The 13,207-nt window shown below is 67.1% G+C and carries 13 protein-coding genes; 6 read left to right on the top strand and 7 right to left on the bottom strand.

The genetic code is table 11. The features are described from left to right. Positions 1-2 precede the first annotated feature (2 nt). Positions 3-992 carry an LLM class flavin-dependent oxidoreductase gene (locus tag OJF58_RS06130; RefSeq protein ID WP_300782650.1) on the bottom strand — a complete coding sequence of 330 codons (990 nt, stop codon included), beginning with the start codon at positions 990-992 and terminating at the stop codon, positions 3-5. A gap of 193 nt (positions 993-1,185) precedes the next feature. Between OJF58_RS06130 and OJF58_RS06125 the strand changes: the two genes are divergently transcribed. The 4 genes from OJF58_RS06125 to OJF58_RS06110 are packed head-to-tail and all read left to right on the top strand — an operon-like array spanning position 1,186 to position 4,471. Next, positions 1,186-2,061 (top strand): branched-chain amino acid ABC transporter permease, encoded by an 876-nt coding sequence (locus OJF58_RS06125; RefSeq protein ID WP_300782648.1) that lies wholly within the window; start codon positions 1,186-1,188, stop codon positions 2,059-2,061. A 31-nt stretch (positions 2,062-2,092) separates the two neighbouring features. Continuing rightward, positions 2,093-3,019 (top strand): branched-chain amino acid ABC transporter permease, encoded by a 927-nt coding sequence (locus OJF58_RS06120; RefSeq protein WP_300782646.1) that lies wholly within the window; start codon positions 2,093-2,095, stop codon positions 3,017-3,019. Further along, positions 3,016-3,750, top strand: coding sequence for an ABC transporter ATP-binding protein (locus OJF58_RS06115; protein WP_300782645.1), 735 nt, complete (start codon positions 3,016-3,018; stop codon positions 3,748-3,750). The genes OJF58_RS06120 and OJF58_RS06115 overlap by 4 nt, the downstream gene beginning before the upstream one ends. Continuing rightward, a complete protein-coding gene (locus tag OJF58_RS06110; protein ID WP_300782642.1) occupies positions 3,740-4,471 on the top strand; it encodes an ABC transporter ATP-binding protein in 732 nt (243 codons plus the stop codon). Before OJF58_RS06115 ends, OJF58_RS06110 begins: the two co-directional genes overlap by 11 nt. Before the next feature lie 13 nt (positions 4,472-4,484). On the opposite strand, the gene OJF58_RS06105 is transcribed toward OJF58_RS06110, so the two are convergent. The 5 genes from OJF58_RS06105 to OJF58_RS06085 all read right to left on the bottom strand — a co-directional run bounded on the left by OJF58_RS06105 (position 4,485) and on the right by OJF58_RS06085 (position 10,562). After that, the gene (locus OJF58_RS06105; protein ID WP_300782640.1) at positions 4,485-6,080 is read right to left on the bottom strand and encodes a DHA2 family efflux MFS transporter permease subunit; all 1,596 of its coding nucleotides are present in this window, start codon (positions 6,078-6,080) and stop codon (positions 4,485-4,487) included. A gap of 5 nt (positions 6,081-6,085) precedes the next feature. Continuing rightward, the gene (locus OJF58_RS06100; RefSeq protein ID WP_300782638.1) at positions 6,086-7,195 is read right to left on the bottom strand and encodes an HlyD family secretion protein; all 1,110 of its coding nucleotides are present in this window, start codon (positions 7,193-7,195) and stop codon (positions 6,086-6,088) included. A 12-nt stretch (positions 7,196-7,207) separates the two neighbouring features. Continuing rightward, positions 7,208-7,858, bottom strand: coding sequence for a TetR/AcrR family transcriptional regulator (locus OJF58_RS06095; protein ID WP_300782635.1), 651 nt, complete (start codon positions 7,856-7,858; stop codon positions 7,208-7,210). Between the two features lie 135 nt (positions 7,859-7,993). Further along, positions 7,994-9,250: an amino acid ABC transporter substrate-binding protein gene (locus OJF58_RS06090; protein WP_300782632.1), complete on the bottom strand. Its 1,257-nt coding sequence runs from the start codon at positions 9,248-9,250 to the stop codon at positions 7,994-7,996. A gap of 64 nt (positions 9,251-9,314) precedes the next feature. Continuing rightward, positions 9,315-10,562, bottom strand: a complete 1,248-nt coding sequence (locus OJF58_RS06085) for an acyl-CoA dehydrogenase family protein (protein WP_300782630.1) — start codon at positions 10,560-10,562, stop codon at positions 9,315-9,317. Between the two features lie 126 nt (positions 10,563-10,688). Between OJF58_RS06085 and OJF58_RS06080 the strand changes: the two genes are divergently transcribed. Next, on the top strand, positions 10,689-11,555 hold the full coding sequence (locus OJF58_RS06080) for an isocitrate lyase/PEP mutase family protein (protein WP_300782627.1): 867 nt from the start codon (positions 10,689-10,691) through the stop codon (positions 11,553-11,555). On the opposite strand, the gene OJF58_RS06075 is transcribed toward OJF58_RS06080, so the two are convergent. Then, the gene (locus OJF58_RS06075; RefSeq protein ID WP_300782625.1) at positions 11,542-12,270 is read right to left on the bottom strand and encodes a glutathione S-transferase family protein; all 729 of its coding nucleotides are present in this window, start codon (positions 12,268-12,270) and stop codon (positions 11,542-11,544) included. The genes OJF58_RS06080 and OJF58_RS06075 overlap by 14 nt on opposite strands. 69 nt (positions 12,271-12,339) lie before the next feature. Between OJF58_RS06075 and OJF58_RS06070 the strand changes: the two genes are divergently transcribed. Further along, a complete protein-coding gene (locus OJF58_RS06070) occupies positions 12,340-13,194 on the top strand; it encodes a polysaccharide deacetylase (protein ID WP_300782622.1) in 855 nt (284 codons plus the stop codon). The last annotated feature ends 13 nt before the right edge of the window (positions 13,195-13,207 follow it).

The raw sequence follows: 13,207 nt of genomic DNA, 5'->3' as shown, positions 1-13,207 counted from the left end.
ATTCAAGCAGCGCTCGCCGACCGCGTCGACCGGAAAGCGGGCATGACCTCGCGCGCGAAGGCGCGCAGGTTGGTCACCGAGGCGTTGGGGTCGACGAGCAGGATGTTGGTGGCGCCGCCGGCCTCGAGCTGCCTCAGCCGGGCGATCACCTCCTCGGGCATGCCGAGCAGCGGCGCGGTGTCGTCCTCGATCCGCTCGGGAAGCTTGTCGCGCGCCAGATCACCGATCGTAGCCAGCACGCGCTTGCGGGTCTCGTAGGCCTGCGCCCGCTCGCCTTCGTGATGGATCATCTGCAGGGGCCGCGCGGTTGCCACCATGGCGGGATCATATGTCCGACCCGCGCGTTCGCATTCCTCGCGGAAGATCGCGATGCGCTGGACGATCTGGTCGACCTGGGCGAGCTGGTCGAGCAGCAGGTTGTAGCCCTCGCGTGCGGCGCGGCGGATGCTGTCGCGGGAGCCGGCCGCCAGCCACAGTGGCGGATGCGGACGCTGCAGCGGCTCGGGCTCCACCAGGATGTCGTCGTAGCGCCAGCGCTTGCCGTGATGGCTGAACCGTCCCTCCGTCGTCCAGGCCTTGCGGATGATCTCCATCGCCTCGTCGAAGCGCTCGGTCGCTTCCGCCATCGGAATGCAGAAGCCGTCGAACTCCGACTTGCGATAGCCCTTGCCGACGCCGAAATCGACGCGGCCGCCGGTCAGAAGATCGAGGGTCGCCACCTGCTCGGCGATCAGCACCGGATTGTGCCAGGGCAGGACAACGACGGCGGTGCCCAGGCGGATCTTGCGCGTGCGGGCGGCGAGGTAGGCCAGCACGGTCATCGAGGCGGAGACCTGGCCCTGTCCCGTGAAGTGATGCTCGACCATGAAGAGCTGAGCGAAGCCCAGCCGGTCCGCCTCGACCACGTATTCGATGAAGCTCTCGTAGCCCTGGCTGTCTTCGAGGCCGACGCTGCGCTTGGTCCTGGCGCCGCCGAACAGTCCGAACTGCATGCCGAGCCTCATCGCCGCTATTTCGTTGGTCGGCCGCGACCCTAACCGATCCTGCAAATCGGCACTAGGCAACGATCCCCTGTCTGGCGCAGACTGTGTGCGGAAGAAGGCGAGAAAATCGCCGCGTGAGGGAGGGAACGATGTCGGAGCGGCCGCGCCGCCGGTTTGCATTGCTGGCGGAGTGACCGGGTCCATGGATGCTTCGCTCGACCTGCTTGCGAACGCCGTGATTTCCGGGTTGTTGCTGGGAGGCTTCTACGCCGCCGTCTCGATCGGCGTCGCGATCTCGTTCGGCATGCTCGATATCGTGAATATCGCGCATCCCGGCTTCATCCTGCTGGGTTCCTATGTCGCCTATCTCGCGAACACGGCGCTGGGCATGGACCCGATCCTGGCGGCAGTGATCGCCCTGCCGGCGTTCTACGCGCTCGGCGCCGTCGTCTATCAGGTCTACTACGCCGCCTTCGAGCGGCGGCAGGATCAGTCGCTGGGCGGGCTCTCGTTCTTCTTCGGTCTGCTGTTCATCGCCGAGGTGGCGCTGGTGCTGATCTTCGGCGTCGATTACCGGCTGGTGCAGGCACGCTATATCGGGCCGAGCCTGCATATCGGCTGGATCGAGCTGCCGTTGCGCCTGCTGGTTCCGTTCCTCGTGTCGATGGTCATGGTCGTGGGCCTGCAGCTCTTCCTGTCGCGCACCTTCCTCGGACGGGCGATCGAGGCGGTGGCGCAGGATCAGCTCGCGCTGCGTCTGATGGCGGCCAATCCCACCCGCATCAAACGCGTCGCGTTCGGCCTCTCCTTCGCGACGGCGGCGATCGCCGGCGCGATCCTGATCATCATCCAGCCGGTCGAGCCCTCGATCGGCCGCGAATATATCGGCCGCGTATTCGCGATCTGCGTGCTGGGCGGGCTCGGCAGCTTTTCCGGCATGGTGATCGCGGCGGTGACGCTCGGCGTGGTCGAAAGCCTTACCGCGACCTTCTTCGGGCCGTCCTGGGCCCCGGCGGTGTCCTTCGGCGTGCTCCTCGTGACGCTCGCGGTGCGGCCCAGTGGTATCCTTGGCCGATAGGGCTGCGGTCGCTGCCCCCAGGGTAGGCAGCGTGCCCTTCGTGCTGGCGCTCGTCTGCATCGGCGCCGCCTTGTTCGCCGGCGGGCGCTGGCTGAATGTCAGCTACGCGTTCTTCGCTGCCTATGTCGTCGTGCAGTACATCGTGCTCGGCACGGCCTGGAACATACTGGGCGGCTACACCGGCTACGTGAATTTCGGCATCACGGCTTTCTTCGCGCTCGGCGCCTATTCGAGCGTGGTGCTCTACAAGCTGGTACCGCACCTGCCGCTGCCGGTCATGATGCTGGTGGGCGGGATCGTGGCTGGGCTGGTCGGCCTCGGAACCGGCTACCTGACGCTGCGCCTGCGCGGCGTCTTCTTCTCCATCGCAACGCTCGCGCTCGCGGTCGTCGTCCAGACCCTGATGACCAACTGGGACTTTGTCGGCGGCGCGCGCGGCGCCTACGTGTTGCGGCCGCGGGTCGCGCCGCTGATCGGCGGCGACTACATCCAGTATCTGTTCCTGCTCATGCTCGCGCTGTGCGTGGTTGTGCTGGCGACGGCGCGCGCCATCGAGCATTCGGCGCTGGGCTACGGCTTCGCAGCGATCCGCGACGACGAGACGGCGGCGGAAGCCTCGGGCGTGCCGACGCTTCGGCTCAAGCTGATCGCGACCGCGCTCTCCGGCGGCTTCATGGGCATGGCCGGCGCGCCGCTGCCCTTTTACGTGACCTATCTCGACCCCGCCTCCGGCTTCAGCCTGAACTACGCCGTCAATGCCATCGCAATGCCGCTGATCGGCGGGACGTCGAGCTGGATGGGACCGGTCGTGGGCGCGATCCTGGTGGGTGGGCTGCAGGAATATATAAGGGTGACCATCTCCTCGGCGGTGAACGTGCTGGTGGCCGGCGTGCTGCTGGTGATGTTCGTGATCATCGCCCCCGAAGGCATCGTCGGCCTGTTCCGGAGACGGCGATGACGCCGCTCCTGCAGGTTGCGGGCCTCGGCAAGCGCTTCGGCGGCTTCACGGCCCTGCAGGGAATCGACCTCGACGTGCAGGAGGGAGAGCGGGTTGGCTTGATCGGTCCCAACGGCTCGGGCAAGTCGACGCTGGTGAACTGCATCTGCGGGACGCTGCGGCACGACCTCGGCAGCGTGCGCTTCGCCGGCCGGGCGATGGAGGGAACGACGGCGCATGAGCGCACGCGTGGCGGGCTTGCCCGCAGCTTCCAGTTGCCGCGGCCGTTTGCCACCCTGTCGCTCGCCGAGAACCTGCGCATTCCCATCCTCTATGCCGCGAACGCACGCGGCACCGGCGGCATTGCCGGCCCGGCGATCGACATGCGATGCCGCGAGCTGCTGGCGGAGGTGGGGCTTGCCGACAAGGCGCATCGCCTGCCGCGCGATCTCACCCAGATCGAGATGCGCAAGCTCGAGCTCGCGCGCGCCATGGCGTCCGAGCCCAAGCTCCTGTTCGCCGACGAGGTCATGGCCGGCCTGTCGCATGCCGAGGTCGACGACATCATCGCGCTGCTGCTGCGGCTGAACGGCCAGGGCGTGACGGTGATCATGATCGAGCACATCATGCGGGCCGTCATGCAGTTCTCGCAGCGGCTCGCCGTGCTGGTCGCGGGACGCAAGATCGCCGACGGTCCGCCGACCGATGTCGTGCGCGACGCCGAAGTCGTGAAGGCCTACCTTGGCGAATAGCCTCGCCCTCGCCAATGTCGACGCAGGCTACGGCGCCGTCCGCGTGCTGGAGGACGTGTCGCTGAGCGTCGGCGGCGGCGAGACGGTGGCGCTGCTCGGCACCAACGGCAATGGCAAGTCGACGCTCATGAAGTCGATCATGGGCATCGTGCGGCCGTCGGCCGGGCGGATCACGGCGACGATCGACGGGACGGCGCACGAACTGGTCGGCCGATCGACCGAGGAGATCGTCGACCTCGGCATCGCCTTCGTGCCCGAAGGGCGGCGCCTGTTCCCCAAGCAGACGGTGACCGAGAACCTGCTGCTGGGCGCCTACCGGCCGACCGCGCGCTCGGCCATCGCGCGCAACCTCGACTTCTGCTTCGAGACGTTTCCCCGGCTGAAGGAGCGGGCGCGCCAGCTTGCCGGCAGCATGAGCGGCGGCGAGCAGCAGATGCTGGCGCTGGCGCGCGCGCTGATGTCGTCGCCGCGGATCCTGCTGATCGACGAACCGTCGGTGGGGCTGGCGCCGCTGCTGGTGCGCCGCACCATCGACAAGATCAAGGAGCTGAAGGAAGGCTTCAATCTCACCGTGCTGATGGCCGAGCAGAATTTCACCCAGGCCGTGCGCATCGCCGACCGCGGCTACGTGATCGTCCACGGCCGCATCGCCTTCGAAGGCGAGTCGGCGGAGGCACTGAACAACAACGAGCTGATCCGCGAGTTCTACCTCGGGGCGTAGCTCGACCTCCGTGTCAATGGACCGGCGGCGCACCGGCGCCGACCTTCGGCTTGCGCAGCAGGAAGATGAGCGGCACCAGCGCCATGAACCCCGCGGCCAGGATCCAGAAGGTGTCGATATAGGACAGCAGCGCCGCCTGCTTCTGTACTGTGGCATAGAGCAGGGCCTGCGCCCGGTGGAGCGCATCGACGGCGCTGCCCGATTGCACCTGAAACATCTGCTGCATCCGATGGATGGTTTCGCTGTACTGGCTGCTGTAGGGCCCGACATGCTCGATCAGGACGCTCTGGTGGTATTGCTGGCGCCGCGCGAGCAGGGTGGTGGCGAGCGAGATGCCGAAGCTGCCGCCGAGATTGCGCATCATGTTGATGATCGCCGAGGCGTCGTTGTTCTTCTGCGGCGGCACGCCGATATAGGCGACCGTGTTGATCGGGATGAAGAGGAAAGCCAGCCCGATCGACTGGTAGATGCGCGCCCAGGCGAAGGTGTCGTAGTCGACGTCGAGATAGAAGCGCGTCATGTGGAACAGGCCGAACGAGCAGACCGTGAGGCCGAAGGCGATCAGCCAGCGAGCGTCCACCCGCGCCACAAGGTTGCCGATGACCGGCATCATCAGCATCGCGGCCAGTCCGCCGGGCGAGAGAACCAGGCCGGCGTCGGTGGCGGTATAGCCCATCAGGGCCTGCACGAACTGGGGCAACAGGACCGTGCTGCTGTTCAGGATGAAGCCCAGCATGAACATCAGGAGGTTGCCGATGGCGAAGTTAGGCGTCGCGAGCAGGCGCAGGTCGACGACCGGATCCGGACGGCGGAGCTCCCAGACGACGAAGGTGACGAGGCTGACGGCGGCGGCCAGGCTGAGATAGAGAATGAGGGAGGACGCCCACCAGTCGTTCTGCTGCCCCTTGTCGAGCACGACCTGGAGCGAGCACATGCCGACGACTAGGAGCGCGAAGCCGGCATAGTCGAAGCGCAGCCCGCGGGCGAGCTGCGCCTTGCGGGCCGCCGTCCGTTCCGGCGGATCGAAGACCACCCGCGCGGCGAGCAGCGACACGATCACGCCCACCGGCACGTTCAACAGGAATACCCAGCGCCAGGAGAAGCTGTCCGTGATCCAGCCGCCCACGGTCGGCCCGATTACGGGCGCCACGATGACGGCGACCCCGAAGGCGGCGAACGCCTGTCCGCGTTTGTGCGGTGGAAAGGCATCGGCCAGGATCGCCTGGGCATTGGGTTGCAGCCCGCCGCCGGTCGCGCCCTGCAGCGCCCGCGCCAGGATCAGGAGCTCGAGGTTGGGGGCCAGACCGCAAAACAGCGAGGTGATGCTGAAGCCGATGATGCAGCCCAGGAAGTAGCGCCTGCGCCCGATGGTGGAGGCGAGCCAGCCGCTCATCGGCAGGACGATGGCGTTGGCGGCGAGATAGGAAGTCAGGACCCAGGTCGACTGGTCCTGGCTCGCCGACAGGTTGCCGGCAATGTGCTGCAGGGCGACGTTGGCGATCGAAATGTCGAGGACTTCCATGAAGGCGGCCAGCCCGACGACAGGCGCGATGATCCAGGAGCGCGCCCTTGGTGGATCTTGCGCCGCCGCGGCGGTCTGGTCCGCCATCGCGCCTACCTCACCTTGACGCTGGGCACGACGGACATGCCGGGACCGAGCGGCCGCGGCAGGTCGGGCGGATCATCGAACACGATCTTGACCGGCACGCGCTGCACGACCTTGACGTAGTTGCCGGTCGCGTTCTCCGGCGGCAGCAGGCTGAAGGCGGCGCCGCTGCCCGGCTGGAAGCTGTCCACGTGACCTTTGAAGACCTGATCGGGATAGGCGTCCACCTGGATCTCCACCGGCTGCCCGACGCGCATCAGGTCGAGCTGCGTCTCCTTGAAGTTGGCGGTGATCCAGACCTTCAGCGGCACCAGCGCCATGAGGTTCTGTCCAGTCTGCACATAGTCGCCCGGTGCCACGTTCTTGTGCGCGATGCGACCGGCCTCGGGGGCGACGATCCTGGTGTAGGAGAGATTGAGGCGCGCCTGCGCCACCTGGGCCGTCGCCCCTTCCAGGCTTGCCTTGGCGGCGGCGACCTGGCTGGCCGCGACCGCAAGCAGCGCCTCGTCGGAGGCATGCTTCTTCTGCGCCGCAACCAGGCTGGCCGCCGAGCTCTGCGCATTGGCGATCGAGTTGTCGAGCTGCTGGCTGGAGATCGCCTTTGCCGCCGCTTGCGCGCGGTCGCGCTTGAGTTGGATCTCGGCGACCTTCGCATTGGCCTCGGCAACCCCGATCTGGGCGAGCGACTGTTCGGCATTGGCCCCGTCGACTTCCTGCTGCGCCTTGGCCCGGGCGAGATCCGCGGCGGCATTCGCCTGGCTGGCGAGCGCCTGGTCGAGGCTCGCCTGGAAGTCGGCGGGATCGATCTCGACCAGGACATCGCCCGGCTTCACGCGCTGATTGTCGTCGACCAGCACGCGCGCCACGCGGCCGGCGACCTGCGGTGCGACATGCACCATATGGACATCGATGAAGGCATCGTCCGTCGACTCCCATTGGCGCGCCTCGAGCCACCATGCGAAGGCGCCCACCACGGCCGCAGCGATGGCGACGGCCAGCAGCAGCACGGGCAACCGGCGGCGCCGAGATCGCTTCAGCCTTGGAAGCGGCGGCTCGGCGAGGGCGGTGGCGTCGGAAGCGGGCGGCCGCTCCGGCGAATCGGACTCATAGGGGGGCATTTGCCGATTTCCTCAAAAGGCGCGACGGTCGCCGGGCGCGAGGCCCTGCGACAGGAGTTGCAGGAGCGCATTGCGCAGCGCGGCCACGTCCAGCGGACGCTCTTCGTGCTGCTCGAACGAGTGCCGCCAGAGCATGCCGAGGATCAGCGGCGCCACGATGCAACGGGTCGTGCTTTCGATATCCATCGGCCGGAATTCGCCGCGTTCGATGCCGGTCTGCAGCACGCGGGCAAACAGGCGGAGGCCGCGGTGAACGACCTCCTCGAGATAGAACCGCGCCATGTCCGGGAAGTTGCCCGCCTCGGCCAGCACGATCTTGGGGATGGCGCTGGCGGAGGTGGCCATCACCTTCGACCAGTTGACGAGAAGCTCCTCCAGGACCGCTGGCGCCGCGGCGTCCGTCCGCGCGATCAGGGCTTCGCCGCTCACAAGGTTGGGCACGATCGCCTGGCGCACCACCGCCTTGAACAGCTCCTCCTTGTTGGGAAAGTAGAGATAGAGCGTTCCCTTGGTGACGCCGGCTCTTCGGGCGACCTCCTCGAGGCGCGTGGCGGCAAAACCGCGCTCGGCGAAGCAGGCGAGCGCCGCCGCCGCGATTTCGCCCGGCCGCGCCGCCTTGCGCCGCCGTCGTTGGGGTACGGGTCGGGAAAGTTGCCGCGTCATCCCTGTAAATTACCTTCCGGTCAGTCATTAACGAAGACCGGAGGCGAGGCGTTGCGGCGGCAAATTGGCCGCAGGGCAGTCGGCTACCCGTAGGGCAAAGACAAAGGCGGCCCCACGAGGCGTGGGGGCAGCCGTCTATTTCGACGGGTCGTAGGGATAGACGATCTTGCCCGTGGCGTACTTCTTCGGCCACAGGATCACTTCGGTCTTGGGCTCGCGGAACTGGTCGACACCGTTGCCGGAGACGCCCTGGAACTGCACCGCCATGACCTGCGATTCGGCCCACTCGCCGTCGGGGTTGAATTTGATGTCGCCCGCAACCGTCTTGAAAGTGGTCTTGCGGGCGTACTCGGCGAGCTTGTCGTCATCCGTGCCGCCGGTCGCTTTGACCGTCTGTTCGACGACCTGCAGCATGGCGTAGCCGAACGGCGGCATGTAGTAGCCGAGAAGGTCGACGCCGGCGGCAGCCGATCTCGTCTGATATTTCTTGATGAGTGCGCGTCCCTCGTCGGTCGCGAAGCCCGCCCAAGGCAGCCAGAAATCGTAGGTGATGATGCCGTTCAGAAGCGGGCCGAGCTGCGTCTTGATGGCGGTCGCCTGCAGACCGACCATGCCGCCGCCGAACATCTTGGGCTTGAAGCCGACCTCGTGGGCGGCCCGGATGATGCCCACCGTGTCGGCCGGATAGGAGGCCGAGAAGTAGATGTCCGGATTGGTGGCGGCGACGGCGCGCACCACCGGCGTGTAGTCGGCGGTATTCGGCGGGTAGGTCTTGTCGTAGACGATCTTGAGCTTGAGTTCCTTGGCCGTGGCCCGCACGCCGTCGAGCGCGTTGCGCGGAAATTCGGCGTCGGCGCCGGTGATGGCGAGCGTCCGCGGCTTGGGATTCTGCTCCATGGCGACGGCGAAGAAGGCATCGGAGAAAGCCCGCTTCGGGTTGGGACCGCCGGTCGGCGTGATCGAGAAGTAGCGTGGATAGTGGAACTCCGAGTTCACCGCCAGTCCCAGCAGCGCGAAGAACGTCCGCTGATGCTGCATCACGACCGGCATGGCCGGCGCGATCATGTTGGTGGCGTAGCCGCTGGTGACGATGTCGACCTTGTCGACGTCGAGAAGCTTGGTGTAGAGGCCGGGAACATTGGAAGGGGTGGATGCGTCGTCGTAGTAGACGAGCTTCACCGGCCGGCCGAGCAGGCCGCCGCGGGCGTTGATATCCTCCTCCCAGATCTGCATGCCGAGCAGCGCGGACTTGCCGTTGGGGGCGAGGCTGCCCGTCAGCGCCATGCCGAAGCCGATGGTGAACGGCTTGGTGTCGGCGCGGGCGGCGCCGGCGACGCCCGCAACCGCGCCGGCCGCAGCCAGCTTCCCAAACCTGCGACGCTCGATCAGCATGTCGTTCCCTCCCTTTATGGTTGCCTCGATCCTAGCCTTCCGAAAGCACGCGTGACAACGGCGGTCAGAGAAGCGGTGGCGGCCCGGCAAGGCCGAGCGCGTGCTGGCCGAACAGGCTGCCCTGCACGTCGGGCGAGAACATCACGTGGGCGTTGGCCGCGTGCGCATCGCGGAACAGGCGCTGCATGTTGCTGCTGAGGTAGAGGCCTCCGGAGCCGGCGATGCCCATCAGGATGTCGACGGCCTCGAGGCAGAGCCGCACCGAGAAGAAGGCGTCGCGCCGATAGCGCACCTTGTCCTCGTGGACGGGTTCGCGTCCCGCCCGCGCCATGGCCATGGCATGGCGGCAAGCGTCTTGCATCAGGAGTTTCGCGGCGTCGATGCGGGCTGCCGCTTCGGCGACCTTGATCTGGATCGGCTGGCTGGCGGCGACCGGAAGGCCGGTCATCGTCGCATTGCGCTTGCGCGCCGCTCCCACCGTCGTCTCGTAGGCGCCCTCGGCGCAGCCCAGCATGACCCCCGACAGGACGTAGGGACCGAGCGCCAGCAGCGGCAAGCGGAAGAGCGGCGTGTCGTTCACCGACGATCCGGGGTGCGGCTTGCCGTTCATCGCCCAGGCCGTGATCGTCCGGCGCTCGGGCACGAACAGGCTCTCGATCGCGACATCCTTCGAGCCGGTACCGCACAGCCCCGCCGCATGCCAGGTGTCGACGATCTCGTACTGCGAGCGATGGATCAGGGCCAGACGCTGGTCGACCGGCGGTCCGTCATCGCGTTCGCGCACCATGAAGGCGAGCAGATTCCAGTCGGAGTTGTCGACGCCCGACGACAGCGGCCAGCGGCCCGAGATCTCGTAGCCGCCCTCCACCTTGCGGCCGCGCCCGGCCGGAAAGACCAGCGACGTCGCGATCAGGACATCGGTCGACACGTCCCACAGCTCGGCCTGCGTCTCGGGTGGGAAGTAGCCCAGCATCCAGTGATGGCTGGCGAGATTGCCGATGTTCCACGCCGTCGAGGGGCACACGCGGGCGACCGCGGCGCAGACATCGACGAAGATGCCGACATCGAGCTCGGCGCCGCCGACGCGGGCGGGCTGGGCGATGCGGAACAGGCCGGTGGCGTGAAGCTCGCGCTCGGTCTCGTCGGGCATCCGGCGCAGCTTCTCGCAGGCCTCGGCGCGGGCCGCGATCTTGGGCGCGAGATCGCGCGCGCGACCGACCATCTCCTCATAGCTCACGCCCGCAAAGGACGTGTGCGTCCGGGGAAGGTTCGCCGACGGCGTCCAATCGAGCCTCGCCGCGCTGCCTGTCATTGGGTGTCGCCCTCCCGATCGCTTCTATTTTGACAGACGATGCGGAGAGGCGCGGGAGCGGTCAAGTGCTTGGCCTTTTGCGCGACGGCGGCCTATCGTCCGGCGGAAATCTCCGAGGATACCGACATGACGGCTGCCGACCGATTGCGTGCTCTTCTCGCCCAGCCGGGCTTCGTCGCGATGCCGGCGGTCTGGGACGGGCTCAGCGCCAGGCTTGCGGTGAGTGCGGGGTTCAAGACGGCCTTCCTCTCCGGTTCCTGCGTGGCGGCGAGCCGGCTGGGCGGACCCGATCTCGACCTGATCTCGTTCGGCGAGATGTTCGACTCGTTCAACATGGTGCATGGCGCGGCACCCGACCTGCTGGTGCTGGCCGACGGCGATCACGGTTATGGCAACGCGATGAACGTGCAGCGCACGGTGCGCGCCTATGGCCGCGCCGGGGCGGCCGCCGTGCTGATCGAGGACAAGATCACGCCGCGCGCGCTCACGGCGGCGGGCAAGCCTTGCCTGCCGCGCGAGGAGGCGCGCATGAAGATCCGTGCCGCCGTCGCGGCGGCGAAGGAGTCCGGCATCCTCGTGCTGGCGCGCACCGACTGCCGGCCGACGCAAGGCATCGACGAGGCGGTGGCGCGCATCGAGATGTATGTCGAGGAGGGCGCCGACATCCTGTTCCTCGATTCGCCTGCCGACGAGGGCGAGATCAAGCGCGCCGTGGCGGCCGCGAAAGGCAGGCCGTCCTTCGTCGTCCTGTCGCCGGGCGCGCCGCGGGCGACGCCGTCGCAGAAGGAGGCGGCGGCGCTCGGCTTCAAGATCGGCACCTTCCCGACCGGGATGCTGTCGCCGGCCGTGGCCGGCATGAAGGCAGGCCTTGCGGCCATCGCGGCGGGAGAATCGGAAACGAAGCTGGCGCTGCCGCCGGCCGAGCTGCGCACGACGCTGGGCTATCCCGACTACGACGCCCAGGCCAAGCCCTTCCTGCTCAAGCCGGCGTGAACGGGCCGATCCGGGCGTCGGTGAATGCCGGCCGCGCCTGGACCGCCGCCCACCATGCCGCCACGCGAGGGTGGCGGGAGGCCTGCATCTCGTCAGGCGCGATCTCCTCGTCGATGCGCTTCACGAAGGGGACCACGGCGATATCGGCGATCGAGTAGGCGTCGCCAACCAGCCAGCGGCCTTGCCCGATCATCTCCTCCATCCTGTCGAGCAGCAGCACGAGCTTGCGCCGCGCCTCGGCGCGCTCCTCCTCGGTGTAGGGCTTGCGGGCGGCGCGATACCAGGCTTCCTGGCGTTCCTTGCTCGGCACTTTTTTGAGCCTTTCGGCCAGCTCCTCGTCGGACCATTGAGCGGCCACCTTGGCCAGCGAATGGACCCAGTTGAAGACGATGAGGTTGCCGATCAGCCCGTCGACATGGCGGATCCAGTTGCGCATGACGGCGCGTTGATAAGGATCCGACGGGCGCAAGGGTGGATCCGGATGGACCTCGTCCAGATATTCGCAGATCGTGCCGCTTTCGTGGAGGGCGCGGCCGTCATCCAGGATCAGCGCCGGCACGACGCCGTTGGGATTGATCTTCAGATAGGCCGGCGAATGGTGCTCCAGCTTCTCCATGTCGACGACGTGGCTCTCGTAGGCGAGACCTTTTTCCGCCAGGCAAAGGCGGACGCGGCGCGATGCGCTCGAACGCCAGGCATGATGAAGCACCAACATCGACAAACCTCCCCGGATGACCGGCCGTCGTCGGTTGGATATGGTTGCACAACTTCGAGGGAGCGTCCCATGGCCCGTCACATCGTCTGTCTGACGTTCGACCACGATCATCTGTCGGGGTTCATCGCCCGGGGACAAACGACGCCGACGGCGGTATCGCGTGGCGAATACGACATCGTGGTCATCCCGCGGCTGGTCGCTCTCCTCGCGAAGTACGGCATCAAGGCGACCTTTTTCACGCCGGGACACACGATCGACAGCTCGCCTCATGCGGTGATGCCCTATGTCGAAGCGGGCCACGAGCTTGCCCATCACGGCTGGACGCACCGCCTGCCGGTGGCGCTGTCGCGCGAGGAGGAGGAAGAGGAGATCGTGCGCGGCAACGAGTCGATCAGGCGCGTCAGCGGCCGGTTCGCGCGCGGCTACCGCTCCCCCGCCTGGGATCTCTCACCCCACTCGATCGAGCTTCTGTTGAAGCACGGCATCCAATACGACAGCTCGTTGATGGGCCACGACTACGACTGCTATTTCGCGCGCCAGGGCGACGTGGTCGAGCTGAAGCAGCCGTTCGTGCGCGGGCGCGCGACGCGCCTGGTCGAGATGCCGATAAGCTGGTCGCTCGACGACTATCCACACTTCGAGTACATGCGCAATCCCAACGGCTCCATCCAGGCCGGCCTGATGAACGCGGGTGGCGTACTGGAGAATTTCGTCGACGACTTCACCTACATGACCGAGGTCAACCCGGAGTTCGGCATACTCACCTACACCTTCCATCCGCATGTGATCGGCCGCGGCCACCGCATGATGATGCTGGAGCGACTGATCAAGAAGCTGGCGGCGGGCGGCGCCGTCTTCATGACCATGGAGGAAGCCATGAAGGAGTGGCTCGCACGACAGGAGGCGACGAAGGCGGCCGACTGAGGAGGCTCTGCGG

Origin of the sequence: Enhydrobacter sp. (assembly GCF_030246845.1) — a bacterium.
GTDB lineage: Bacteria > Pseudomonadota > Alphaproteobacteria > Reyranellales > Reyranellaceae > Reyranella.
The sequence above is the reverse complement of the archived record's forward strand: the minus strand, read 5'-3'. Positions and strand labels throughout refer to the sequence as shown.